The organism is Streptomyces sp. JLSY215 (genome assembly GCF_059682825.1).
The window spans coordinates 8,769,239-8,794,031 of record NZ_CM185022.1 but is presented as its reverse complement, the minus strand read 5'-3'; the positions used below and the strand labels follow the sequence as shown (position 1 = coordinate 8,794,031).

General features: G+C 69.1%; 24 protein-coding genes. 9 read left to right on the top strand and 15 right to left on the bottom strand.

What is annotated here, in order from left to right:
- Positions 1-2: 2 nt before the first annotated feature.
- The 5 genes from AC5677_RS38865 to AC5677_RS38845 all read right to left on the bottom strand — a co-directional run bounded on the left by AC5677_RS38865 (position 3) and on the right by AC5677_RS38845 (position 7,148).
- Positions 3-1,535: a Wzz/FepE/Etk N-terminal domain-containing protein gene (locus tag AC5677_RS38865; protein WP_497192572.1), complete on the bottom strand. Its 1,533-nt coding sequence runs from the start codon at positions 1,533-1,535 to the stop codon at positions 3-5.
- Positions 1,532-3,007, bottom strand: coding sequence for a Wzz/FepE/Etk N-terminal domain-containing protein (locus AC5677_RS38860; RefSeq protein WP_497192571.1), 1,476 nt, complete (start codon positions 3,005-3,007; stop codon positions 1,532-1,534). Before AC5677_RS38860 ends, AC5677_RS38865 begins: the two co-directional genes overlap by 4 nt.
- On the bottom strand, positions 3,004-4,284 hold the full coding sequence (locus tag AC5677_RS38855) for a glycosyltransferase family 4 protein (protein ID WP_497192570.1): 1,281 nt from the start codon (positions 4,282-4,284) through the stop codon (positions 3,004-3,006). The genes AC5677_RS38860 and AC5677_RS38855 overlap by 4 nt, the downstream gene beginning before the upstream one ends.
- Positions 4,274-5,590 carry a nucleotide sugar dehydrogenase gene (locus AC5677_RS38850; RefSeq protein WP_497192569.1) on the bottom strand — a complete coding sequence of 439 codons (1,317 nt, stop codon included), beginning with the start codon at positions 5,588-5,590 and terminating at the stop codon, positions 4,274-4,276. The genes AC5677_RS38855 and AC5677_RS38850 overlap by 11 nt, the downstream gene beginning before the upstream one ends.
- A 79-nt stretch (positions 5,591-5,669) precedes the next feature.
- A complete protein-coding gene (locus tag AC5677_RS38845) occupies positions 5,670-7,148 on the bottom strand; it encodes a sugar transferase (protein WP_497196917.1) in 1,479 nt (492 codons plus the stop codon).
- A gap of 1,082 nt (positions 7,149-8,230) precedes the next feature.
- Here AC5677_RS38845 and AC5677_RS38840 point away from each other — a divergent pair.
- Both AC5677_RS38840 and AC5677_RS38835 read left to right on the top strand, forming a co-directional pair.
- Positions 8,231-9,031, top strand: coding sequence for an aminoglycoside phosphotransferase family protein (locus AC5677_RS38840; RefSeq protein WP_497192568.1), 801 nt, complete (start codon positions 8,231-8,233; stop codon positions 9,029-9,031).
- 295 nt (positions 9,032-9,326) lie between these two features.
- Entirely contained in the window at positions 9,327-9,998 is a 672-nt protein-coding gene (locus AC5677_RS38835) for a formylglycine-generating enzyme family protein (RefSeq protein WP_497192567.1), read from the top strand.
- Positions 9,999-10,153: 155 nt separating this feature from the next.
- Here AC5677_RS38835 and AC5677_RS38830 read toward each other — a convergent pair whose 3' ends face one another.
- The 3 genes from AC5677_RS38830 to AC5677_RS38820 are packed head-to-tail and all read right to left on the bottom strand — an operon-like array spanning position 10,154 to position 11,473.
- Complete coding sequence (locus AC5677_RS38830) at positions 10,154-10,699, bottom strand: ATP/GTP-binding protein (RefSeq protein ID WP_497192566.1); 546 nt, start codon at positions 10,697-10,699, stop codon at positions 10,154-10,156.
- Positions 10,700-10,739: 40 nt separating this feature from the next.
- A complete protein-coding gene (locus AC5677_RS38825) occupies positions 10,740-11,120 on the bottom strand; it encodes a hypothetical protein (protein ID WP_497192565.1) in 381 nt (126 codons plus the stop codon).
- A gap of 32 nt (positions 11,121-11,152) precedes the next feature.
- Positions 11,153-11,473, bottom strand: a complete 321-nt coding sequence (locus AC5677_RS38820; protein WP_497192564.1) for a hypothetical protein — start codon at positions 11,471-11,473, stop codon at positions 11,153-11,155.
- A 430-nt stretch (positions 11,474-11,903) separates the two neighbouring features.
- Between AC5677_RS38820 and AC5677_RS38815 the strand changes: the two genes are divergently transcribed.
- Positions 11,904-12,074, top strand: coding sequence for a CocE/NonD family hydrolase C-terminal non-catalytic domain-containing protein (locus tag AC5677_RS38815; RefSeq protein ID WP_497192563.1), 171 nt, complete (start codon positions 11,904-11,906; stop codon positions 12,072-12,074).
- Positions 12,064-12,225, top strand: coding sequence for a hypothetical protein (locus AC5677_RS38810; RefSeq protein WP_497192562.1), 162 nt, complete (start codon positions 12,064-12,066; stop codon positions 12,223-12,225). Before AC5677_RS38815 ends, AC5677_RS38810 begins: the two co-directional genes overlap by 11 nt.
- Positions 12,226-12,609: 384 nt before the next feature.
- Here AC5677_RS38810 and AC5677_RS38805 read toward each other — a convergent pair whose 3' ends face one another.
- Complete coding sequence (locus AC5677_RS38805; protein ID WP_497192561.1) at positions 12,610-14,169, bottom strand: MFS transporter; 1,560 nt, start codon at positions 14,167-14,169, stop codon at positions 12,610-12,612.
- 92 nt (positions 14,170-14,261) lie between these two features.
- Here AC5677_RS38805 and AC5677_RS38800 point away from each other — a divergent pair, with 92 nt between their 5' ends.
- A complete protein-coding gene (locus AC5677_RS38800) occupies positions 14,262-14,666 on the top strand; it encodes a winged helix-turn-helix transcriptional regulator (RefSeq protein ID WP_497196916.1) in 405 nt (134 codons plus the stop codon).
- Here the strand turns inward: AC5677_RS38800 and AC5677_RS38795 are convergent.
- The 6 genes from AC5677_RS38795 to AC5677_RS38770 all read right to left on the bottom strand — a co-directional run bounded on the left by AC5677_RS38795 (position 14,639) and on the right by AC5677_RS38770 (position 19,837).
- Entirely contained in the window at positions 14,639-15,253 is a 615-nt protein-coding gene (locus AC5677_RS38795; protein WP_497192560.1) for a malonic semialdehyde reductase, read from the bottom strand. The two genes, AC5677_RS38800 and AC5677_RS38795, sit on opposite strands and share 28 nt — an antisense overlap.
- Positions 15,254-15,362: 109 nt before the next feature.
- Entirely contained in the window at positions 15,363-16,676 is a 1,314-nt protein-coding gene (locus AC5677_RS38790; protein ID WP_497192559.1) for an NtaA/DmoA family FMN-dependent monooxygenase, read from the bottom strand.
- Positions 16,673-17,554 (bottom strand): creatininase family protein, encoded by an 882-nt coding sequence (locus tag AC5677_RS38785; protein WP_497192558.1) that lies wholly within the window; start codon positions 17,552-17,554, stop codon positions 16,673-16,675. Before AC5677_RS38785 ends, AC5677_RS38790 begins: the two co-directional genes overlap by 4 nt.
- Positions 17,551-18,414 carry a beta/alpha barrel domain-containing protein gene (locus AC5677_RS38780; RefSeq protein WP_497192557.1) on the bottom strand — a complete coding sequence of 288 codons (864 nt, stop codon included), beginning with the start codon at positions 18,412-18,414 and terminating at the stop codon, positions 17,551-17,553. Before AC5677_RS38780 ends, AC5677_RS38785 begins: the two co-directional genes overlap by 4 nt.
- A gap of 49 nt (positions 18,415-18,463) precedes the next feature.
- Positions 18,464-19,009, bottom strand: coding sequence for a nucleoside 2-deoxyribosyltransferase (locus AC5677_RS38775; RefSeq protein WP_497192556.1), 546 nt, complete (start codon positions 19,007-19,009; stop codon positions 18,464-18,466).
- Positions 19,010-19,321: 312 nt separating this feature from the next.
- On the bottom strand, positions 19,322-19,837 hold the full coding sequence (locus AC5677_RS38770) for a flavin reductase family protein (RefSeq protein ID WP_497192555.1): 516 nt from the start codon (positions 19,835-19,837) through the stop codon (positions 19,322-19,324).
- 244 nt (positions 19,838-20,081) lie between these two features.
- Between AC5677_RS38770 and AC5677_RS38765 the strand changes: the two genes are divergently transcribed.
- From AC5677_RS38765 to AC5677_RS38750, 4 genes are all read left to right on the top strand, one after another.
- A complete protein-coding gene (locus AC5677_RS38765) occupies positions 20,082-21,110 on the top strand; it encodes an Lrp/AsnC family transcriptional regulator (protein ID WP_497192554.1) in 1,029 nt (342 codons plus the stop codon).
- Positions 21,111-21,145: 35 nt separating this feature from the next.
- Positions 21,146-22,834 carry a CTP synthase gene (gene pyrG / locus AC5677_RS38760; protein ID WP_497192553.1) on the top strand — a complete coding sequence of 563 codons (1,689 nt, stop codon included), beginning with the start codon at positions 21,146-21,148 and terminating at the stop codon, positions 22,832-22,834.
- Between the two features lie 3 nt (positions 22,835-22,837).
- Positions 22,838-22,975: a hypothetical protein gene (locus tag AC5677_RS38755; protein ID WP_497192552.1), complete on the top strand. Its 138-nt coding sequence runs from the start codon at positions 22,838-22,840 to the stop codon at positions 22,973-22,975.
- A 149-nt stretch (positions 22,976-23,124) separates the two neighbouring features.
- Complete coding sequence (locus AC5677_RS38750) at positions 23,125-24,678, top strand: alpha/beta hydrolase (protein WP_497192551.1); 1,554 nt, start codon at positions 23,125-23,127, stop codon at positions 24,676-24,678.
- The last annotated feature ends 115 nt before the right edge of the window (positions 24,679-24,793 follow it).

Below are 24,793 nucleotides of genomic sequence, written 5' to 3'. Positions count from 1 at the left end.
TCCTAGCGCGCCTCCTGGTCGTTGCCGGGGACTCGTGCGGCCCACATCGGCGGCCGCTCCGTCCGCGGCTGGCCCATCCCGTTCTGCCGGGCCGGCCGTTCGTTATGGCCCCGCAGCGCGATGTGCAGCCCGTCCCACAGCGTGCCGTCCGTCCGGTCACCCGGATCGGGGTCGATCAGCACCACACCGAGCACCGCGATGCGCTGGTCCGCGAGCTGCCGCGCCACGGTGTGCAGCCATGCGGCGCTGCCGTGCCCGGCACGCACGACGAGCACGGTCCGGGTGCCGAGATACTGCAGGTCGGTCCACGCCGTGCCGGGCGCCACCGAGCCGACGCCGAGCCGGCGTTCCTGATGCGACACGGCCGCGGCGCACTCGCCACTGACCACGGTGGGGTCTCCTGGCTTCGGGCGGCGGCGGTTGGCGAGCTGCAGGCTTGGCAGACCATCGATGATGACCACTGCCCCCTCCGCCGCCAGTGCCCCGGCGAGGTCCAGGGCGATCACGCTCGTGCTGCGCGCACAGCCCAGTTCCAGCAGCGACACCGGTTCCGCGGAGCCGCGCACGGTGCGGGCCAGGGTCGCGGTGAGCCGTTCGCGTGCCGCCCGGGTCCGTCGGCGCTGCCACGGCCTGGCCGGCCGGCGGGGCACGCGGCGCAGCTCCGCGATGACCGAGGCGCCCAGGTTCGCCGCGATCTCCCGGCGCAGCACGGGGCGGTCCGCCACCACCGCGCCGACCGCGGCCAGCGCGAGCCCGAGGACCAGCCCGAGGGCGAGCCCGATCGCGGCGTTGGTGACAGCGGCCCTGGGCAGGGAGTGCTGAACCGCGTGCGGGGCGTCCACGATCTGCGTGCCCGCGATGAGCCGGGGCGTGCCGATGCGCGCCTCCGCGGCGCGCTGGTCGAAATCGGCGATCTTCGACTTGAGCTCGGCCCGGCGGGCGAAGAGCGACTCGTTGCTCGCCGACGCTTTCGGGTCGCTCTCCGGCGTTCGGTCTCCGATCACCTTGTTGACCTGGGCCAGTTCGTCCCGTAGTCGGTCACGCTGGTCGAGCAGGGTCTTGGCCTCGGCGTTCGCGGCTTCCCTCATCCGCTTCACATGGTCCGCGACGAACGCATCGGCCAGCGCCTTGGCTCGGGTCACCGCTTCCGGGTCACTGTCACCTGTCACATCGATCTGCAGCAGGTTGTTGGTCAAGCCGGTACCTCGGTAGTCCTGCATGAAGTCTTCCGGGCGTTCCGGGGACTTGAGGGACTGCAGGGCCAGCTCGGCGACCCGCGTGGTCCGCAGCAGCTCGACGTCGGTGCGGATCAGTGTTCCGGGGTCGTTCGGCTGGTCCTCCTGATGCGCGACCAGCACCTTGGTCACCGCCGTCGGCGGCGGCGGCAGCAGGACCGCCACCGCCGCGCCGACCAGCAGCCCCAGTAGCGCCAGGGAGCCCCAGAGGCGGCGACGCCTCCGCACCGCCACCACCAGCGCCTGCAGGTCCAGCAGCGGAGCGGTGGCCGACGACTCCGAAGTCGTGCTCGTCGTCACGCTGAACCTCCCGTCGCGTGGCCGCGAACCGCGAGCGCCGGAGTGGCGTCATCCGGAGGATGGCCGGCAGACCGCGTCGGACGGGCCCGGACCGTGCCGGCGACGACGATGCCGACGACCTCATGCTTGCCGTCCGCACACGCCTCGGCGATCCCGGCGAGCTCCCCTGCGGTCCAGCTGCCCGCGCTGAGCACGACCAGGGCACCGGCCTCGGTGTCGCGGTCCGGCACCATCGGCCGGTCCACCGAAACTTCCACCACCCGCAGCGTGGGGTATCCCCTGCTCGAAGAGCTTGGAGTGGGGTCTCCCCTGCTCGAACGAAGTTGAGAGCTTGGAGTGGGGTCTCCCCTGCTCGAACGAAGTTGAGAGCTTGGGGACGGATCGCTCTCAGCCTCGGCAACGAGCTGCCCGGCGGCCCGGCGGGCGATCTCGTCGCCGTCCGGTACGACAACCAGCAGCCGCCGGGGGGCCGGCAGCTGGTCCCGGAGGCGAGCGCACACCCGTCGGTAGCGGATCCGCCTGCTGGCCTCGTCGCCGGACATCCGCGGGGTCGGTATGTCCCACCGGGTGTCGACGCCCAGCAGCCGGTGGAGCCAGGCCCGCGGGCCACGGCCTTTGGGCCGGTGCGCGAGCCGTTCACCCGGCACGTCGACGGTACCCAGCAGCGCCGAGCCCAGCGCCGCGGCGATCTCCGGTTCGGTGCACAGTCGGCGATTCACCCGTGCGGCGGCGAGATGGCCGATGACCGCGAGCAGGAAGAACAGCAGCGCCCCGGCGACGATGAGCTGCATCCTCGTCGGCGGCGCCTCGCCGGTCGGCCGGGCCGCCGGCCCCATGACGACCATGCCGGCCTTGTTGGCCGCCGGGTCGGCCTCGTCCAGCTTCTTCATGGCCTCCTGCAGCGTGGTGCGCAGCTGCTCGAGCTCGGTGCGGGCCTGCACGCTCTCCACGGTCTGCCCCGGATCCGCCGCATTGGCCAGGTCGGTGATGCGGCGGTTGGTCTGCACCACCTTCTGCCGCAGTGCCTCGGGTCCCGCCGCCGCATCGGGGTCGGTGTTGCCGCCTGCGACCCGCGCAGCGAATGTGACGAATTGCTGGGCCATCTGGTCTGAGAGCCGCTGCGCACGCTCCGGGGTGTCGGCCGTACCCGAGATCTTGATGATGTTCCCGTCGGCGGTCTTGGCGCTCACTCGATCCCGCAGCTCGGGGCCGCCGGTCCCGGCCCAGCCGAGTGCGGCGGCCACGCGGTCGACTACCCCCGAACTGGTCGCGATCTGCGCCTGAGTCAGCAGCTCGCGCTCCTCCCACTGCCCCGGCAGCAGTACCGATGCCGACGCCGTGTAACGCGGCGGAATCAGCACCGAGGTGCCGTAGCCGACGAGCGCGCCCACCACGGCGAGGATGGCGAGAAGGCGCCGACGCCGACGGAGCATCCGCCCGATCGTGACCAGGCGTATCGTGTCATCGCTCAACGGCGCGGCCTCTTCCCTGGCCGGACCGGGTCGCCCGCCGACACCGGAGTGTGGTCACGGCAGGCAACGGCGTAGGCGGCGAGCAGCGACGCTTGCGAGTTCCGCCAGGAAAGCTGCCCGCCGATCCGCTCCTGGCCGATCTTGCCCATCCGGGCCCGCTTCTCCGGATCGTCCAGCAACAGCGCGATGAGCTTGGCGAATTCGGCCTCGTCGTTGGCGGGCGCGTAGACGGCGGCGTCACCGGCGGAGACTCGCGCCTCCCGGAGGTCGAACGAGACGATCGGTCGGCCCATCGCCATGTACTCCAGGACCTTGTTCATGGTCGACACGTCGTTGAGCGGATTGCGCGGGTCGGGGGAAAGGCACACGTCCGCGGTGGACAGGTAACGCACCAGGTCGGCGTCCGGAATGCGCCCGGTGAACTGCACCTGCTCGGAGAGCCCGAGCCGCCGGGACAGCTCCACCATCGCGTCGAAGGCGTCGCCGGAGCCGACGAACACCGCATGCCAGTCGCTCCGCCCATACTCGTCGCGCAGCTTCGCGAGGGCGCGCAAGGCGTAGTCGACGCCGTCCTGAGGGCCCATGACGCCGAGGTAACACAGCAGATGCGGCTTGCCGCGCTTCAACTCCGGCTCGGGCGGCACCGGTTGGAACCGCTCGATCGCGGGGGCGCTGCGCACCACGAACACGTCCTCCGGCCGCCGGCCGCCACGGCGTATCGCCACGTCCCGGTAGCTCTCGTTCGTGGCGAGCACGACGTCCGCGGCCCGGTAGGTCAGCCGTTCCAGCGCGCACACGGCCCGGTAGAGCAGATCCTCGCCGCGGTCGAACCGGGAGAGGTACAGCTCGGGTACCAGGTCGTGCTGGTCGAAGACGAACCGCGCGCCACGCCGTTTCAGCCACAGTGCCGGCAGGAACAGCAGGTCGGGCGGGTTGCAGACGTGGACCACGTCGACCGGGCCGACCTTGCGGGCCAGCCGGGCCGTATGCCACAACGCCGATCCGTACTCCCGCAGGTAGCCGGCCGGCCCTCCGGTGGCCGCGCGCAACGGGTAGCGGTGGATCCGCACCCCGTCGATCACCGCCTCCGGCTCCGTGTCGCGCTTACTCCCCTGCGGACAGATGACGTGCACCGTCCAGCCCGCGTCGCGCAGCGTCGTGCACTCCTGCCACACCCGCCGGTCGAACGGCACCGACAGGTTCTCCACCAGAATCAGCGCGCGACGGGCCTGCCCGTCGTCGCCGGCTGTGTCATCGAACGATGTGTCACCAAGCAAGGCCCACGTACCCCGGTTCGGCCCGGCGCGCCTCGGCGTCGGGAAGGTGGATGAGGTCGACGATCACCGGGCCGTCGCCATGGGGCAGCGCCGACAGCACGGCCGGATCCCTGGTCCCGACCAGGCACACCTCGGCGTGCTCGAGCACCTCGCCGACGGAATCCGCGAGCAGCTGCCCGAGGTGCGGCAGCCGGGTCTCGATGTACTCGCGGTTCGCGCCGATCAGCCGGGAGAGGCTCACGTTGACGTCGTGGATCCGCAGGTCGTACCCCTTGCCGAAGAGCCTCTCCGCCAGCTCGACGAGCGGGCTCTCGCGGAGGTCGTCGGTGCCGGGTTTGAAGGACAACCCGAACAGACCCACCCGGCGCCTGCCGGTGCGCTCGACCAGCTCCACCGCGCGCTGCAGATGGTCGGAGTTGGAGGGCAGGACATGGGACAGGATGGGCACCGAGACGTCGGCCCGCTGTGCCGCATAGACCAGGCTGCGCAGGTCCTTGGGCAGGCAGGAGCCGCCGAAGGCGAAGCCGGGCCGCAGGTAGGCGGGGCTGATGTTCAGCTTGCGGTCGGCCAGGAACACGTCCATCACCTGGTGCGAATCCACCCCGAGCGCCTGGCACACCGCGCCCAGCTCGTTCGCGAAGCCGATCTTGAGGCCGTGGAACGCGTTGTCCGCGTACTTGATCGCCTCGGCCGTCGGGACCGGCACCCGGAACACCTCGCCGGGCAGGCCGTCGTACAGCGCCGCCACCACGTCGCCGCTTGCCGGGTCGAGCTCGCCGATGACGGTCTTGGGCGGGTCGAAGAAGTCCCGCACGCTCGTGCCCTCGCGCAGGAACTCCGGGTTGACCGCGACCCCGAAGTCCACCCCGGCCGTGCCGCCGGCGTACTTCTCCAGGATCGGTACCAGCAGGTTCAGGCAGGTGCCCGGGAGCATGGTGCTGCGGAAGACGACGGTCTGCCGCCCACCCCGCTCGGCCACCGCGGCGCCGATCTGCTCGGTGACCCGCTCCAGGTACGTGGTGCACAGGCTGCCGTTGGGCTCCGACGGCGTGCCCACGCAGACCAGCGACACCTCGCTCCCCATGATCGCCTCGCGGACGTCGCCGGTGGCGCGTAACGCTCCGGTCCGCACGACCTCGGCGATGAGCTCGCCGATCCGCTCCTCGACCACCGGGGCCTTGCCGTCGTTGACCAGGTCGACCTTCACCTGGTTCACGTCCACCCCGATGACCTCGTGACCCAGGCTGGCCAGGCACGCGGCCGACACACAGCCCACGTAGCCAAGCCCTAAGACGCTGACCCTCATGACCCGTCCCTCCCCCCGGGCAGGCCCTTTTGGCCTGCCCTCCGCGCGCCGACCAGACGACGCCCCCACGCATCACGCATCAGTAGGCCCCCTGCCCGTAGAGCACCGCACGCAGCGTCTTCCACAAGATCACTGCGTCCAGGGCGAGCGACCAGTCCTCCACGTACCGCAGGTCGAGGCGGACCGCCTCCTCCCACGGCAGGTCGCTGCGTCCGCTGATCTGCCACAGACCGGTGAGCCCGGGCTTGACGAGCAGCCGCCGCCGGATGTCCGGGCCGTACGCAGCGGACTCCTCCGGTAACGGAGGCCGCGGACCGACGAGCGACATCGATCCGGTGAGCACGTTGAAAAGCTGCGGGAGCTCGTCGATCGAGTACCGGCGCAGCACCGCTCCCAGCCGGGTCACCCGCGGATCCCGGCGGAGCTTGAACAGCAGGCCGGCGCCCTCGTTGCGGTCGGCCAGCTCGGCACGTACCCCGTCGGCTCCGGCGACCATGGTGCGGAACTTGAAAATGGTGAACTCGCGGCCGTCCTTGCCGACCCTGCGCTGCCGGTAGACCGCCCCACCCCGACTGTCCGCCAGCACGAGCAGCCCGACGAGCACCATCAGCGGCGCGAACAGCATCAGCAGGACCGCCGCGCCCATCCGATCGACGACCTCTTTGACCGCCCGGTGGCCCCCGGTGAAGGTCGGCATGCTGACCCGCAGCAGCGGGATCCCGAGCACCGCATCGACGTGCAGCCGCGGGCCGGCCACCTCCATGAGCACGGGGGCCACGACCATCTCGGCATCGCTGCCTTCGAGGTTCCAGGCCAGCCGCTGCAGCCGGTCCGGTGACCAGTGCGGGTGCGGTGTGACCGCGACGACACGGTAGCCGTCGCGGCGGACGTGGCCCGCGACGTCGGCCAGTCTGCCGACGACCGGCACTCCGTCCAGTTGGTCACCGTCGAGCCCGAGACCGTCCGCCGTGCACACCGCCTCCACCCGCCAGCCGAGGTGCGGGAACTTGCGGGTTCGGGTGATCAGGTCGCGCACGGTGGCCAGGCTCCCAGCAGCGAGCACCGGGCGCAGGCACCGTCCTTCCTTCCGCTGTTTGTGGAGCCAGAGGCGCAGCAGATATCGCTCGGTCATGGTGATGAGCGCGATCGCCGGGATCGCGACGAAGATCCAGAGCTTGATGTTGTGCGAGGTGAGGGCGATCCCGCCGAGCGCCAGTACGACGGCCGCCGTGAACAGTGAGCGTCCGAGCCGGCGGAATTCCTCGGCGCCCTGGCCGAGCACGGCCGGAGCCCACGACCGGCTCACCGCAAGCGCTCCCAGCACCAGCAGCTCGGTGCCGAAGGCGAGAATCCTCCACTTCTCGTGCCAGTTGGCCGCGTCCCGGACCCCGAAGAAGCCGCCGATCGCCGCCACCACGAAGGCGGTGGCCACGGTATCGCTGGTGATCACGGCACGGCGGTACCGCTGCTCCCAGTCGATCGCGGGCCGGCTGATTGCCCCGTTCTCCAGACGCCCGCGCGCCGATGGAAGCAGGCTGACCAATTCCCCCCGCTGCACAGACCCCCCCAGGTCGCCAGCGGGCTCGACGTGTTCGCTCAACACGGTTCCTCCCCCCGGGAGGCCCCCGCCCCCCGCACTGTTCCACCCCTCGGGAGGCCCCCGCCCCCCGCGCCGCGCTGTTCCTCTGCTCGGAAGGCCCCTGCCCCCCGCGCACGACATCGCGGCTATCTCAGCGCTAGTTGAACAACCCACCCTGGCGGCAGCGGACTTGCACGTGCTGCCAGACGCTCGAGGTGCGCGGGAACCCGTCGAAACCTCGGGTGCTCCCCGCACCCATGGCCCCTCTCGGGCCCCAAGAATTGATCACCCCCACGTCTGACGCCGAGGACGCGACTGCTGGCTGTCCGTAGCGCCGGACCTATAGATCATTTAGATCAATATTGGTCGCCTCGTGACCGACCAGCTGAAGCACGGTCAATCTAGACCACCGCGACCAGTTTGTAGAGGGGATGTGTGCAACTTGTGCCCAAGCTTTGAGGATGGACCCACCGATCGGTGACCGCCTACGGGTTCCTTGACGAAGAAGACGTGCCTTGTGACCTGTGATAACGGGAGTTCTCTGGGCCGCCGGCACCGGCAACCCCGAGGCGTCCCGGCACTGGCAGCCGGGCCGCACCCGGGCCCTGCCGACGCCCCCAGCGGGCCTTCTACGGCGCCCAGTTCGGCAACAACTCCCGCTGTTCGTGCACTACGGCGTGCCGCTGTGGGTGCCCGAGGTGGGCGGGGCGATCGACCCGGACAACGAGCCGCCCAGGCCACCGGCTCAGCGACAACGACGCCCGCGACGAAGGCTGCATGCCGGCGCAGCGCACCACACGACGAAACCCAGTCCACATTTCGGCGGGGCTCTCCCGTCACACGCGCTATCACACACGCCGCACCAACAGCATTGACGCCACCTCAAGGCACTCCGCCCGCGGCGCTCACTCAACGTGCCTGCGGCAGTCGCGGCTCCCGCCTCGCCGCCGCCCGTGATCTTCACGCTCGCCGGTCCCTGCGCCGCTCTCCCTTGCCCGCTTGTTCGCGCCGAGTTCGCGGATCGGCCCGCATGGGGGCGATCCGGCGGTAGCGTGATCGTCATGACGGCTGAGGGCGAGGCGCTGGTCGGTGGGATGGTGAACGCGGGGGCGGTCTTCCGCCGGGGTGCGCTGGTTGAGCGCCCGGCGCCGCGCAACGCGCGCGCCCTGCATGCCCATCTCCTCGCGCTGAAGGAGCACGGTTTCGACGCGGCGCCTGCCCCTGTCGGTCTCACCGCGGAGGGCCGCGAGCAGCTGACGTTCATCCCAGGCGACGTGGCTCTGCCGCCGTTCCCGGACTGGGCGATGACGAAGTCTGCCCTCGAATCGGTGGGGAGCCTGCTGCGGCGCTTGCATGAGACCAGCGCGGCCGTGGCGGTCGAAACCCATGCCGAATGGCCTCGGGACCTGGCCGATCCGGAGGGGGGAACGATGCTGTGCCACAACGACGTGTGCCCGGAGAACGTCGTCTTCCGCGACGGTCGTGCCGCTGCCCTGATCGATTTCGACTTGGCGGCCCCGGGCCGCCTCCTCTGGGACGTCGCCATGACCGCACGCTATTGGGTGCCCATGCTCGATCCCGAATCCGCGGCTGCCCTCTACCCCTCCGGGCTGGATGCGCCCGCACGGCTGCGGATCCTTGCCGACGGCTATGGCCTCTCGGCGGGGGACCGCGCTGAGTTGCCCGGCGTTGTCGAGCAGGCCACGGAGGTCTGCCGAGCCTTCGTCGCCCGCCGCGTGGCCGACGGTGACCCTGTCTATCTCCAGGCGTTGGCCGAGCGTGGTGGATGGGAACGTTGGGACCGTATGCAGACGTGGCTGGTGGACCATCGCAAGACGTTCACGGCTGCCCTGCTGAAGTGAAGGGACCGTTCGAGGACAAACTCACGGGGTCTCCTTGGTGTCGCGTTCGTCCTCGGCGGCCTGAAACCGGTAGGAGTCGGTGCCGGTCTGGAACAGCGTGCAGTGGAAGGTAATCCGGTCGTCGATGGCCGCGCAGACCCGACTCGTTGAGGATCGAGTCCCACTCGTTGAACGGGGAGTTCGTAGCGACCGCCGTCGCCTTGCGTTCCTCCCGCTCGGTGAAGATCTGGAACAGCAGTTTGGCCGTTCGGCTTTGCCGTTTCACGCTGGCGGGTCTCGTTAGGATGTCCTGATCATGGACGTGATGGCAGGGAACGAGATGATCGCCATCCCGCCGGGGCAGGTGACGCTGTCGGACCGGCGGACGCAGCGCAGTTGGTCGGTCGAGCTTGCGCCCTATCAGCTCGCGGCATTCCCGGTCACCCAGGCGCTGTACGCACAGATCACAGGTCAGCGGCCGAGTACCGCTCATGGGGACCAGTTGCCCGTCGAGTGCGTTTCTTGGTGGGACGCGGCGCGATTCTGCAACGCCCTGTCCCAGTGCGAGGGTTTCACGCCGGCGTACGACTTCCGTGCCGACGGCGAAGGTATCGAGTGGGATGCGTCTGCTGACGGGTACCGGCTGCCGACCGAAGCCGAGTGGGAGCACGCCTGCCGTGCCGGTACGACCGGGCCGCAGTACGCGCCGCTCGACGAGATCGCCTGGTATCGCGGGAACTCGCAGGCGAGCATCCACGCCGTGGGCGGCAAACACCCCAATCCATGGGGTCTTTACGACATGCTGGGCAACGTCTGGGACTGGTGCTGGGACGTCTACGATCCAGAGGTCTACGGCACCTACCGGGTACTCCGTGGCGGTGGCTGGTTCGATGAGCACTGGAGTTGCCGGGCCTCTGCGCGGCGCCGCAGCCACCCGACATTCCAGGTCGACGACGTAGGGTTCCGCATCGCACGCTCCATCGTGTGACGAGCGTTTCCCGCGCGTCGCTGAATCCGCGCCGTCCGCTGCCTTCGCCAACAAACGGCGCACCTTTCTCCCGCGCACGGGACAACCACGCCACTTCGCAGGCTTGCCCTCTGCCGGCCCCAAGCCAGTGTTGGGGCTGGCGCTGGCAACACGCATCACGTGAGCTGCGAGATGGTGTCTGCGATCACCGCCGCGCGGTTGGCCACTGGACCGGCCGGGACGTCGACGAGTTCGTAGCCGAACTGCCGATAGCTCCGTTCGTGGATCCGCTCGAAGGCCAGCGACTCCTGAAAGCTGATCCGTCGGGCAGCGGTGGACTCGCAGAACCCGATGTTGCGGATGAAGAAGACCAGCTGCTCGTACACCCTCTCCCTGATGATCCTGTCGATCTCGGCGGACAGCGCCGCTGGGACGGGGCGTCCGAGGTAGGTGCTGAGGGCGTGAGTGCAGATCGGAGACCTGTCGTAGATCTGGAGGGTCACGTCGTTGGATGCGGACTGCAATTGTCGCTGGCGCTGCAGGACGGCCACTTTCTCCACGAAGCCTGCCTGGGTCCAGGGCTCGGCATCGCCGTCAGCTTGCTCGCGCGCGATGATCGCAGTCGCTGCCTCATCGACGACGTCGAACCCTTGCTGTTGCAGCTGCCGAAGGATGGATGTCTTCCCTGCGCCGGGTGTGCCGGTGAGGATAAACCGCTTCATGGCAAGTCCTTGCGTCTATTCCGGTGGCTGATACGGGGGTTCATCCACCCCCATCACGGTCGGTGATGCGGACGGTGAGATGGGCGCTGCAGTCACGCTGAGCATGGTGGGCCCACTTGAGTGCGGTGTGAATGTGGAGATCAAGCAGCTCGGCCAGGACCGGCGGCAGTTCGGCAGCGAGGGCGATGAGGGCTGCTGTCCGAGCCGGCCTGGCCTGGATGCCGTGGCGCACGAGCTGGTCGTTGAACGCCTTGCGGCTGAGGGGATGACCGGGCAGCACGCCGGGGAACAGCCACGGAATCTGGTTGGCCAGGCGACGGGAGAGATTGGAGCGCTGACGGGGTGCCTTGGCGAGTTGGTGAAGGAGTTCAGCCAGGCTGGGCGCAATCCACAGCCGTGCAGTTCCGAGCTGGAGGAACATCGTATCTGAGGTGCCGTGTATCTGGTCGGTGGTCAGGTGCCGCAGACGTTCGCCGGGGATGCCGTAAAGAAGGACGAGGGCCCCGGTGACGCGGACTTCGAGTGGGAGCGCGGTGTCGGTGAGGCAACGGCGGAGTTGGTGCCAGCGGTCTGCTGCGGCGAGACAGGGGCGGCCATCGCGGTGGGTGGGGTGACGATGGTGAAGGGATCGGTGAGGCCGTGCTGGGCAGCCCAGTGGAGGAACTGCTTGGCCTCGTAGTGCGAGCGGTTGGCGCTGATCCAGGTGTCGAGTCGGTCCTGGTCCAGCGTTGCCGGTTCGAGATGGTGGGCGTCGAGCCAGTCCAGCAGGTGCAACGCCTGGCGGACGCGGCGGCGGATGCGCTGGGCCGCCGAGGTGGTGTGGAGGCGGTCGTCGGCTTGGCGGTGGGCTCGTCGCAGTAGTACCCAGGTGGTGAAAGGGCGTACGAGGCGGCCGTGGTGCGGGGCCGGTCGGCAAGCAGGCTGTCGAGCCAGGCGGGGATGCGTTCGAGGTCGTCGTTACGGCGACGGCGTCCTCAGTACCGGAGAACCTGGCTCCGACGTTGCCAAGACCTTCGTCTACGACTCGGCGGACCTGGTGCCCAGCCTGGGCGGCCGACTGGTCGCACCCAGCGCGTTCACGCGGTCGGACCGGTCGACCAACGACCGGTCGAAGCCCGCGACGACGTGCTGTGCTTCTCCACACCGGTGCTCGAAAACCCGGTTGAGGTCACCGGCCACATATCCCTCGAATTGCATATGAGGGTTGTCAGCGGCAGACACCGATTTCACCGGCAAACTCGTCGACATCTTCCCCGACGGACGGGCGATCTATCTCACCGACGGCATCCTGCGCGCCCGCTACCGCAATTCCCTCGCCCGGCCGCAGCCGCTCGAACCCGACACGGTCCATGGAGAAGCCGCGGATGACCGGTGAGCAGGGTTACCGCGGCGCTGCAGGCCGTGAGGATCAGGATGAACAACGTCTGGTTCTGTCGATGACGAAGAGCAGCGTTTCTCGGGCAGTTCGGGAGGCGGTGTCCTCGCCGAATGTTCACGGTCCGGGCAGCGGCTTGTGGGTGACCTGAGCGACGCCGTCCACCGGCAGTCCGGAGCTCAGGGTAAATGCGCTGGCTACGAGCGTAGGTGACAGTCGGCCCCGGTCCGTTGCCGGGTGCTGGCGAGTGCCTCCCGTTCTCAGGTTCTGGATCAATTTCTGTGATGCCGCCCGACGCGCAGCAGACGGGGTCGGCGAACGCGGAGGAACCAGAAGGTCAGAGCGTTGAGCTGATGCGGTCATGAACAGGCACAGCTCAACTCCACAGAAAATGGACCAGAACCGGAACTCATCAAGAAACGCTGCTCTTCGACATCGACAGAGCCACCTTGACGCACTCTCTGCACCAGCCGGAGGTCGTCCGAATCCATGAGAGAGACGCATGAGGCGGACGGTGGCCCCCGGCCGTCCTTCGTCAGCTGTCGGTGGAACGCGGCCGCAGCAGCGTGGCCGCCAGGGCCGCCGTGATGAGCAGGACCACCGCGGCGCAGGTGGTGACCGTGGTGAAGCCACGGTCGTAGGCGGTTCTGGCTGCGTCGAGTACCCGGGTGGCGGTCGAGGTGTCCAGCTTGTCAGCGACCGTCTCGGCGGAGGGGAACGACTCCTTCACCGCATCGCGGTCCGCCGCGCCCAAGCCGGGGACAGCGGGCAGAGTGAGCCGGTAACTGGCGATCAGCACAGTGCCGAGGACCGCGACGCCGAGTCCTGCGCCGAGCTCGAAGGAGGTCTCCTGGATGGCGGCGGCCTCGCCCGAGCGGTCCGGGTCGGCCGCGGCCATGATGGAGTCCGCGCCCAGGGTCATCACGATCCCCGCTCCGTACCCGGCGGCCACGAGGGGCGCGATGAGCACGCCGTACGCTCCCGTGTCGCCCACCAGCGCCAGGAGCGCCATGGCCGCGGCGAAGAGGCCCAGCGCCCCGCTCAGCGCCCACCGGTTGCCCCAGCGGGCCGAGACCCAGGGTGCAGTCGTGGCACCGACGGCGTTGGCCGCGGCAAGCGGCATCAGGGCCAGGCCCGCGCGGACCGGCGAGAAGCCGCCCACCTGCTGCAGCCACTGGGTGAGGAAGAACAGCAGCGCGACGTAGCTGCCGAAGCAGCCGATGACGCACACGGTGGCGGTGGAGAAGCGGCGGTCGGCGAAGAGCGAGAAGTCCAGCAACGGTTCGGCGAGCCGACGTTGGCGACGGACGAAGAGGTGGAGCAGGGCCGCCCCGCCCACCGCCGTGAGGACGATCGTCGTGCTGACGCCGGCGTGCTCGCCGCCCTGTTTGAGCGCGAAGACCACGCCGGCCAGGCCCGCGACGGACAGCGCCACACTGGCGAGGTCCCACTGCCGGGGGCGGGGGTTGCGCGACTCGGGGATGACGCGGGCACCGATCACAAGGATGGCCAGGGCGATCGGTACGTTGATGAGGAACGCGGCGCCCCAGCCCCACCGCTCGGCGACCAGCCCGCCCACGAGCGGACCGAGGGTCGCGCCCACACTGTGCGCGGCCGTCCAGACACCGATCGCGATGGCCCGCTCGCGGTCGTCGGTGAACACGACCCGGATGATCGCCACGGTGGACGCCATGATCATCGCGGCGCCGATGCCCAGCACCACACGCGAGACGATCAGCTCCGGGGTGGACGAGGAGAAGCCGGCGGCGGCGGAGGCCAGCCCGAACAGCGCGAAGCCACTGAGGACCATCTTCTTGCGCCCGATCCGGTCGCCCAGCGTTCCGCAGGTCACCAGGAGCGAGGCGAGGGTGAGCGAATAGATGTCCACGATCCACAGCAGCTGGGTGGCGCTGGGATGCAGCTCCAGACTCATCCTGGGGACCACCGCATGGAGCACCGTCAGGTCGATCCCGCACAGCAGAAGACTGGTGGAGACCACGGCCAGCACCAGCCAGCGCTGCCTCGCGGTCATTTCGGCCGACGGCGGGAGCACCTCTAATGGCGCCTCAGCGTGCGGCGCTTGACTGTTGTTCATGGAAGAACTCTCGTGCGCTGGGTACCGTTGAGGCAAGTACTGTCATTCATGTGCCATAGTGCCAATCTGTATACCATTGGGGGTTGCCACGAATGCGGAGCGCCGCCGGCGAAATGCCCGACTACTGTGCGATCGAGGCTGCCATGGAGGTCCTCGGCGGCCGTTGGAAGCTGGCCATCCTCAAGCAACTCCTGGGCAGCACCCAGCGGTTCAGCGAGCTGAAGCGCGGTCTGCCGCGGATCACCCAGCGGATGCTGACCCGGCAGCTGCGCGAGCTGGAGGCCGACGGGCTGGTCGAGCGCACCGTCTACCGCGAGGTGCCGCCCCGGGTCGAGTACGCGCTGACCGAGACCGGCCGCAGCCTCGACGCCATCGCGGGGCTGCTGGATACGTGGGGCCGCTGGTACCTGGACACCCACGGCAGGCCGGCGCGTGACCTGGACCCGGCCCCCGCCGCGGCCACTGGCGCTCACGCGGTGGAGAAGACCGCGCGGTAGTCCAGCCGCGGTCCGCGCGGCGGCGCGGTGCCGGACGCCGGGAATCCGATGTTGACCACGGCGAGCACGGAGTGGTCGCCGTCCGGGAAGAAGTCCTTCGCCACGCCCTCGGCGTCCAGGCCGGTCATCGGCCCCGCGGCGAGCCCGGCCGCCCGCACGCCGATGAGGAAGTACGCGGCCTGCAGGGCGCCGTTGAACGCCGCGGAGCGCTCCCGCGCCCCGAGGTCCGCGTAGAACCGCTCCGCGGCGTCGGGAATCGCCGGGAACTGCTCCGGCAGTTCGCGGTGGAACTCGTGGTCGACGGCGAGGACCGCGATCAGCGGCGCGGTGGCGGACCGGGCTCGGTTGGCTCGCGACAGATGGCCCAGCAGCCGCTTCCGGGCTTCTGGCGACCGTACAAGGACGATGCGCAACGGTTGCTGGTTGAACGCCGTCGGCCCGTACTTGACCAGGTCGTGGACGGCCCGGACGGTTTCCTCGGGCACGGGTGTCGGGGCGAAGTCCCTGGCCGTGTACGCCTTCCTGAAGAGCAGGTCCTGAGCGGCGGGGTCCAGGACGAGCCGCCCCGGCGCGAGGTCGTCCGTCATCGCTTCCTCGACGGGGCATGCATCATGGGTTCCTCCATGGTGGACGAGGGGCGGGTGGAGCGCCGGCGCCGTGGCGGGCCGTGCGCCGGCGCTCCGCCGGGGCGCTCGGTCAGAACTCCAGAAGGTTCTCGCGCAGGGTCCGGCCGGGCGGGTACACCGAGCGGGTCAGACCGCGGCGCTGCAGTGCGGGTACCAGACCGTCCGCGACCTCGGCGATATAGCGCCGGTTCAGCCGGAGCAGCGGCGTCGTGATCATGAAACCGTCGCCGCCCACCTCCTCCATGATCTCGCCCATCCGGTCGGCAACCTGGTCCGGTGTGCCGACCAGCTCCACCGACGAGACCAGACCGCCGGCGCCGTCCACCACGAGCTGGCGCAGCGTCTTGCCACTCCCCCACTGCTGGAACTTGTCCAGTGAGCCCTGCTCGCCGTTGGTGGTGAGCTTCCGCGGCAGCGGCTCGTCCAGCTCGAACTGCATGAAGTCGATCTCCGTCAGGGAGGAGATCTGCGCGAGGATGTTCTCGGTGAACCGCGGCGAGGCGACCATCCGCGCCTGCTTGGCCTCGGCCTCCTCAAGGGTCTCGCCGAGCGTCGGCGTGATACAGAACAGCACCTTGATCTCGTCGGGGTCCCGGCCCGCCTCCACTGCGTGCCGGCGAACGTCCTCGCGGAACTCCCGCATGCTCTCCACACCGCTGCCGATCGCGATGATCGAGTCGGCGTTGCGGGCTGCGAACCGACGGCCCCGTGGTGAGGCGCCCGCCTGGACGAACGCCGGGCGGTGCTGCGGTGAGGGCACGGTGTTCAGTGGGCCGCGCACCGAGAAGTGCTTGCCCTTGAAGTGGACCGGGCGGACCTTGGTGTGGTCCGCGTAGACGCCGTTCTCCCGGTCGATGACGACCGCGTCCTTGTCCCAGGACGCGAAGAGCTGCTTGACCACGTCAACGTACTCGTCGGCCATCTCGTACCGCACGTCGCGTGGCGGCAGGACGTCCATGCCGAAGTTCTGCGCGGCCAGGTCCTCGGCACTGGTGACGATGTTCCAGCCGAAGCGCCCGCCCAGCATGCTGTCCATGGTGGAGGAGAGCCGGGCCGTCATGAACGGCGGGTACGCCATCGTGGACAACGTGGCCACGATGCCCAGGTTCCGCGTCGCCAGCCCCATCGCCACCGCCAGCGGCACCGGGTCGTGCTTGGGCGCCACCATGGCCTGCTTGAGCACGGCCGCCGCGGAGCCGCCGTAGCTCTCCGGCACCATCAGCTTGTCCTCGATGATGACGTAGTCGAAGCAGGCGCGTTCCAGCGCCTGGGCGACCTCGGTGTGGAACCTCCCGTCCCACGGCGTGCCGCCCGAGCCGAAGGGGCCCTGCCAGTCGTCCGGGGTGAAGTTGAAGATGAAGGCGAGATGGAACGGGCGGCTCACGGTGTCTCTGTCCCCTCGGTCGTGATGGCAGCGGCCGGTGCGGCATGGGTGGCGGTCGGTGCGGCGACCGCGGTGTCGTTCCCCCGGCGGTCCGGCCTCGTACGGGCGAGCAGCAGGCCCTCACCGCTCCGGACGAGTCCGACCGCTTCGGCGACGACATGGCGGAAGAGCTTCTCCCCGAGGGCAGCGCTGGAGCCCTGCGTGGACGACAGCACGCCCTCGTTGGTGGTCTGGCCCACGTCGATCGGGTGCAGGTAGATGCCGCTGCGCGGCGGCCGGTCGTGACCCGGCCTGGCCTTCCGCACCAGGTCGGGCCGGAGGTGCAGCATCAGGCTGGTCTCGGTGACCCCGGCGTGCTCGGCGTGCCAGCCGGGGAACTCCGGGACCTCGGCCCGCAGCCAGGGCTCCTGGACCAGACTCCACCAGCTGAAGGCGAGCACTTCCTTGTTGTCGAACGCCCCCTGTTGGCATACCTGGTCCAGCGCCTCGAAGATGAACGGCTCGTTCTCGAAGTGGCCGTTCACCACCAGCAGCCGCGCGAAGGGCAGCCCGGCGAGCGAGAGCAGCGCGTCGCGCAGAAAGCGGATGAGCGTGTCGCCATGGACGTGCAGCGTGCCGGGGAAGGACAGCCCCCCACCGCTCTGCGGCAGTGAACGGGCAGCCACCGGCTGCACCGGGAGCACAAAGCCGTCGAGCTCCTCCGCGATCGCGCGGCCGAACTCCTCGGCGAGCACGGAGTCGACGGACAGCGGCAGATGCGGCCCATGCTGCTCGGTGGCCCCGACCGGCCACACGAGGGTGTGGCCACCCAGGACGCCGGGCGTCTCGGCGCTGGTCAGATCCGCGTACGAGCGGGCGCCGGGGGACGGGGCGGTCATGCCAGCGCCTCCTGCGGTGTGCCCGTGATCCGTGTGGTCTCGGTGACGATCCGGTCCAGGGTGGTGTACATGTCGGTGTGCAGGGCGGTGTACACCTGAGTCGCGTTCGCCCCGACCTTGAGGTAGTCGGCGACATCGCGGCCGGAGGTGATCCCGCCGCAGCCCATGATCGGCAGGGTGAACCGCCGACTGCGCAGCCGCCAGACGGCCGCGAGCACCAGCGGCTTGATTCCGGGCCCCGAGTAGCCGTACACGCCACCGAGTTCGAGCTCGCCGGAATCCGGCGCCACCGCGGCCCCGGAGATGGTGTCGCTGACGGTGATCGCGTCCGCGCCGCCGGCGATGGCGGCCCGCACCCGGTCCTCCAGCCCCTCTCCGATGGCAAGTTTGACCGAAATGGGCACCGAGGTGCACGACCGCACCTCGGAGGTGTACGAGTACACCCGGTCCGGGTTGTCGTCCGGAAGGCCGGATTCCTCGTTAAGGCAGGAGATGCCGAGTTCGAGCGCCCGGCAGCCGGTGGTCTGCACCTGCCCGGCCAGGACGGCCAGCTCCGCCGGAGTGTCGGCGTGGATCGAGGCGATCACCGGGAGCTCGTCCTTGGCGAACGAGCGCAGCACCCCCAGCCAGTGGCCGACCGAACGCTTCGAGTAGGTCGTGCTGTTCAGCATCCCCACCGGGAGCCGGAGGATGCGCTCGTCCAGGCCGGTGGGCGGACTCGGGTGGATCGTCTTGGTGACGACGGCTCCCGCTCCCGTCTCCAGTAACTTGCGGATATTGCGCTCCTGGTCCGTCAGGAGCCCGGAGCCGACAATCACGGGATTGGCAACGGGTATGCCCAATATGGACAGGTCAGACACACGTTCCTCCGGGGGCGTGCGGTGGTGAGCGAGGGCTGAGGAGGTGCGGTCAGGCGGCGTAGCCCGCGTTGACGGCTTCCCTCTGCTGTTCAGTGGCAGCGAGGACGGCCTCGACGAGCAGGCTCGGCTTGTCGACGAACTGATCGAAGTCGATGGTCCGTACGGCCCCGACCTTGTGCAGCCCCTTGAGGAGGTGGCTGGCCGAATCGACGAACGGCTGCTTGGTGATGAGCACGATCGGACGCCCGAGAGCGGTGGCCCAGCCGAGTTCCACGTGGGTGCCGTCGGTACGCCGCAGCGTCTGGTCCTCCAGGAGGGGCAGCACCGGGACGAAGACGTCACACTTCCGCATCCAGCGGAAGTCGCGTACGGAGACCTGCTCGGGGGTGAACGCCGCGGTCTGGGCGCCGAATTCCTCCACGCGGTGGGCGGAGAAGGTGTTGGCGCCGTTCTCCTCGGCCACGGCGATCGCCGTTTGGATGGCGTCCTGCAGATGATGGACAAAGCCGTTCGGCAGGATCGCGTGCTGGATCGGGCCGCCGACGAAGACATCCAGACCGGTCAGCAGGCCAGGCGTAAGGGCTGTTTCTGACATGCGAGTTCTCCTCATTTCCACTGTGCACCTCGACGGCGTGCGGCATGGGTGTCTCAGCTGTGGGAGCCGCATCAAGGCATGCCGAGGCGATGGACGGGTGGCTGGTGGGCGACGCGAGGCCGGACGGAAAGGGCCCGCGCGACGGGAAGGAATCTCTGTGGAATCGGCTAGGGGAAACCGCTTCACGAATCCGGTTCAAGCATCCGCAGCACCTGGAACCGGCATAGGAGTGGCCGATGAAAGGCGGAATCCAAAACGGTGGCGTGCCACGTGGTTGCGCGCTCCGAATGAACGGGGCGGCGACGCGACCGGTCAGCCGGCGTTGCTACGGCTGAGACCGGTGTATCGACCGCGGTGGTACAGCAGCGGGCGGACGGCCCGGCCGGCGTCGAGCCAGCGGACGTCCGCGACCGCGATCACGTGATCGCCCCCGGGGTATTCCGCGTGGAGTTCACAGTCGATCCACGCCGAGGCATCGGCGAGCAACGGAGATCCGCCCGGCGAGTGGTCCCAGCGGACGTCGGCGAACTTCTTCCCTCCGGAACGGGCGAAGTTGTCGCTGAGGTGCTGCTGGTATTCCGCGAGGATGTTGATACAGAAATGCCGGATCCGGCTGATCAACGGCCAAGTGGTCGAGGTGCGACTGGCGCACAGCACGACCTGCGGTGGCTCCAGGGAAAGGGAGGAGAACGCCTGACAGGTGAACCCGACCGGACCTTCGGAACTCATGGCGGTGACGACCGTGACACCGGAACAGAAGTTCCCGAGTACGGACCGGAAAGGTGCCGCCTGTTCCTCTAAGACGGTGGGGGCGTTGTCAGCAGGCATGTTCTCTCCACTCATCGAGCATGCACCCCGTCCGAAGACGGCGGTGCCCGAGAATTTCCTCGCGTTGACCGGGCGATGGATCGGGGTACAGAGCCCAGGGATGGCATCCGGACGCGTCGGTCCTCCGTGGCACCGACGGCCATGTGCCCGGCGGGCTCCGCCGGGTGATCTCAAGCATGCACGGCCTGAACGGATCTGACAATGGGCCTATGCCTGATGGCGAGAACTTTGTAATCATCGCCATATGTTGAAAGAATCAGACGGCACCGACAGTCTCGACAGACGCGTCATCGCCGCACTCCAGGTCAATCCGCGGGCCAGCATCGGCGAGATCGGGCGGATTCTCGGGGAGCACGAACGCACCGTGGCCAGGCGGACCCACCGGCTTCTGGCGGAGAGAATCATCGTCCCGACGGCCATCTACGACGCCCTGCGCTGCAACATGGGCGTCTCGACCCATGTACGGATGCAGGCCGAGCGCGGCGCGCAGACGAAGGTCGCCGCCTTTCTGGCGCACCGTCAGGACGTTCGGCTGGTAATGGCGATAGGAGGCCAGAGCGATGTCCTCTGGGCCGAGATGATCACGCCGCGGGACACCGGCCTGCACGCCCTGATGACCCAGGACCTGCCGCACGTCCCGTACCTCGAAAGCTTCAGCGCGTATCTCACGATGCGCACCTTCGTGACAGTCGCCGAATGGCACGTTCCACTTCTCACGGAGAAAGAAGTCAGCCAGCTGCGATCAAGCGCGATCAAGCCACTTCCCGAGCCTCAGGACCACTATGAGCTGTGCCCCTCCGATCGGAAAGTGGCCGAAGCCCTCATCAGGAACTCACGCATCACACTGACCGAACTCGCGAAAGAACTGGATTTCTCCGTGGCGACCGCAGGCCGCCGGGTGACCTCGTTGCTCGAACGTCAGATGCTCCATCTGCGAACCGAAGTGGAACCCGCCCACCTGGGCAGGCCCATTGAGGTCCAGCTCGGCCTCCGGGTGCGCACCGAAGGGCTGGAAGAGGTGGGCCGCGCCCTCGCCCGATGTCCGGAAGTCCGCTATTGCGCCGCCGTCACCGGCAGCCACAACCTGCTCGTGGAGCTGTGCCTGGAACACGAGACAAATCTCTACCGGTTCCTCGTCGAACGCCTCGGCACCATTCCGCACATCGTGGACGTGCAGACCGAGATCATCGCCCACGCCTACAAAAGAGGCTCCGTCATCAAAGACCCGGCCCTGTTCCCGAATGTGGCCGACGGCATCGACAGCAGAGCCTGAAGACCCTTCCTACCTGTCCAGGGAGCTGACCAGTCGTGCGCCACACCGAACCGACCAAGCACATCTTCGTCACCGGGGGCGTCGCCTCCTCATTGGGCAAGGGGCTCACGGCCTCCAGCTTGGGCGCTCTGCTCAAGGCGCGCGGGCTGCGGGTGACGATGCAGAAGCTGGATCCGTATCTGAATGTGGATCCGGGGACGATGAACCCGTTCCAGCACGGTGAGGTCTTCGTCACGGACGACGGTGCGGAGACCGACCTGGACATCGGACATTACGAGCGTTTCCTGGATGTGAATCTGGATGCCTCGGCCAACGTCACAACCGGGCAGGTGTACTCGACGGTGATTGCCAAGGAGCGGCGCGGGGAGTACCTGGGCGATACGGTGCAGGTAATTCCGCATATCACCAATGACATCAAGGGCCGGATCCGGCGCATGGCCACCGATGCGGTGGACGTGGTGATCACCGAGGTCGGGGGCACGGTGGGCGATATCGAATCGCTGCCGTTCCTGGAGGCGGTACGACAGGTACGGCACGAGGTGGGCCGGGACAACGTGTTCGTGGTCCAGATCTCCCTGTTGCCTTACATCAGCCCGTCCGGTGAGCTGAAGACGAAGCCGACCCAGCACTCGGTGGCGGCGTTGCGCAGCATCGGAATCCAGCCGGATGCGATTGTGCTGCGGGCGGACCGCGCCGTGCCGGCCTCGATCAAACGCAAGATCTCGTTGATGTGCGACGTGGACGAGGCGGCGGTGGTCGCTGCGATCGACGCCAAGTCGATCTACGACATTCCCAAGGTCCTGCATGCAGAGGGCCTGGACGCATATGTGGTGCGCCGGCTGAACCTGCCCTTCCGGGATGTGAACTGGCGCCAGTGGGACGATCTGCTGCACCGGGTACACGAGCCGGATCACGAGGTGACGGTGGCCCTGGTGGGCAAGTACATCGATCTCCCGGATGCGTATCTCTCGGTCACCGAGGCGATTCGTGCGGGTGGGTTCGCCAACCGTGCACGGACGCGGATCAAGTGGGTGGCGTCGGACGACTGCCGCACTCCGGCAGGCGCGGCCCGGGAGTTGGCTGATGCCGACGCCGTGGTGATCCCCGGGGGATTCGGGGAGCGAGGAGTGGACGGCAAAATCGGTGCGATCACCTATGCGCGCCAGAACCGCGTTCCGCTGCTGGGGCTGTGTCTGGGATTGCAGTGCATCGTGATCGAGGCGGCGCGGAACCTCGCGGGGATCCCGGGGGCGAACTCCACGGAGTTCGAGGCCCGTGCCACGGATCCGGTGATCTGCACTATGGCGGAGCAGCTGGACATCGTGGCGGGGGACGGCGACATGGGGGGCACGATGCGGCTGGGGATGTATCCGGCGGAACTCGCCGAACGGTCGATCGTCCGCTCCGTCTACGGCGACCGGGCCCAGGTCGAGGAGCGACACCGCCACCGGTACGAGGTGAACAACTCCTACCGCAGGGAGCTGGAGAAGAAGGCGGGCCTCGCGTTCCCGGGCACCTCCCCGGACAACAAGTTGGTGGAGTACGTGGAGTACCCCCGCGAGGTCCACCCGTACCTGATCGGCACCCAGGCCCACCCCGAACTCCGCTCCCGTCCCACGCGCCCTCACCCCCTCTTCACGGGGCTGGTGGCGGCGGCCCTGGCACACCGGGAGGCGGGACGCCTCACCCCTCGTGCGGGGTCAGCCGCAGGGAGATCAAGTTAGGGCGTGTCCGAGGACCTCCGCAGGCGCGCCGTCGCCCGCGGCCCCCAGCCACAGCCCGCCCCGGTGACGGCCTCGCCGCCGCACACCCAGCAGCCCGGCGTCCAGCACACGCCGGGCCGGACCGCAGGAGGAGTCGCGTGAGCACGGGGCGGTCCAAATTTCTGGGCACCCTCGCGAGCCGTGCTGTCGGAGGCGGCTTGTACCCTGCACTCATTCGACGATCGGACGATCACGGGTACGGGCATGCGGGCACGGGGCGGGCGTCCAGGGGCGGGAGCGCGGGGATTTCGATGAGTGACGCTTATCCGATACGAAGCCGCAGACCGGGCCTCTCGGTCGGTGCTCGCATCATCGCCGTGGTCGTCCTCGTCGCGATCGGGGCCGTCGGCGCCTGGCTCCAGCGCGACGCTCGCGGCCGGAGTGCGGAGCCGCGTACGGAGTTCACCGCGAGCAACCCGCCCGCCGGTCTGCCCACCGCGCTCACCACCGGCCAGCACCTGCACTGGTCCCGCTGCACCTCGCCGCCCACCGCGCGCACGGGCTACGACTGCGCCGCCATGAAGGCCCCCCTCGACTACCGGAAACCAGACGGCAGGACGATCGATGTCGCCCTGATCCGCCGCAAGGCCACCGGCCCGAACGCCCGGCGCATCGGCTCGCTCGTCCTCAACTTCGGCGGCCCCGGCGTGTCCGGCGTGATCGGACTGCCCGAACGCCTCAACCAGTACAAGCCACTCCTCGACCGCTACGACCTGGTCTCCTTCGACCCGCGCGGCGTTGGCGCGACCATCCCCGTGCGCTGCGGGAAGACCGCGGACGACACCGGCTACGACGGGGCCGACGCCTGCGCCGAGCACTCCGGGGCGCTCCTCCCGTACCTCGGCACCTCGCACACCGCGCGCGACCTCGACCTGATGCGCTACCTCCTCGGCGACGAGCGGCTGCACTACTTCGGCGTCTCGTACGGAACGGCGCTCGGCGCGGTCTACGCCCACCTGTACCCGTCGCACGTCGGACGGCTCGTCCTCGAAGCGTCCGTCGATCCGACCGAGGACCTCGAGGAGGAGCAGGTGTCGCAGGTCAAGGCGGTCCAGGCGGCGTTCGACCGGTTCGCTGCGCACTGCGCGGCCCGTATCCGCCACTGCCCGACCGGCGACGGGACCGAGGAGGCCGCGCGACGCATGGCGCGCCTGGCCGACCGCCTGGAGAAGAAGCCCGCCCCGGCCGGCGGCGGAAGGAACCTCGACGCCGACGGCCTCGCGCACGCCGTCAGCGACCATCTCCGCCTCGGCACAGACGGCTGGTCGCCGCTCGCCAAGGCCCTCACCGCGCTGATCGACCACAACGACGGCCGTCCGCTGAGCAAGGGCGCGGACGACATCGGCTCCGCCGACCGCGCGGCGACCCCGCGCGACAGCAGCCCCGCCGCCCAGAGGGCGATCACCTGCGCGGACTCCAGCCTGCGCCCCGGCTTCGAACGCCTCGACAGGGCCGGGGCCCGCGTCAAAGCCGCCTCACCCGTCTTCGGTGCGGCCTGGTCCCCCGGCGTCTACTTCTGTTACGACTGGCCGTTCGACGGCGAGCGCGCCACGCCCCAGGTGAACGCCGACGGCGCGGCCCCCGTCCTAGTGGTCGGCGGCACCGGCGACCCGATCACCCCATACCCCGGCGCCCGCCACATGGCCCGCGCCCTGGGCGACGGTGTCGGCGTGCTCCTGACGGCCGAGGAGGAGGGCCACGGCACATACCCGCAGAACCGCTGCGTCACGGAGGCGGTCGACCAATACCTCCGCACGGGCCGCACCCCGGCCCCGGGGACGGTGTGCCGGGGCAGCATGTCCTGACCTCCATGCTTGCTCCTGCTCCTGGGCGACGAGGGGCAGTTGCCCGGGCATCGCGGTCGGCTGACGCGCGGCCGGGCCGGACAGGGAGCGGGCGGCGATGACGGCGCGGTCGTGG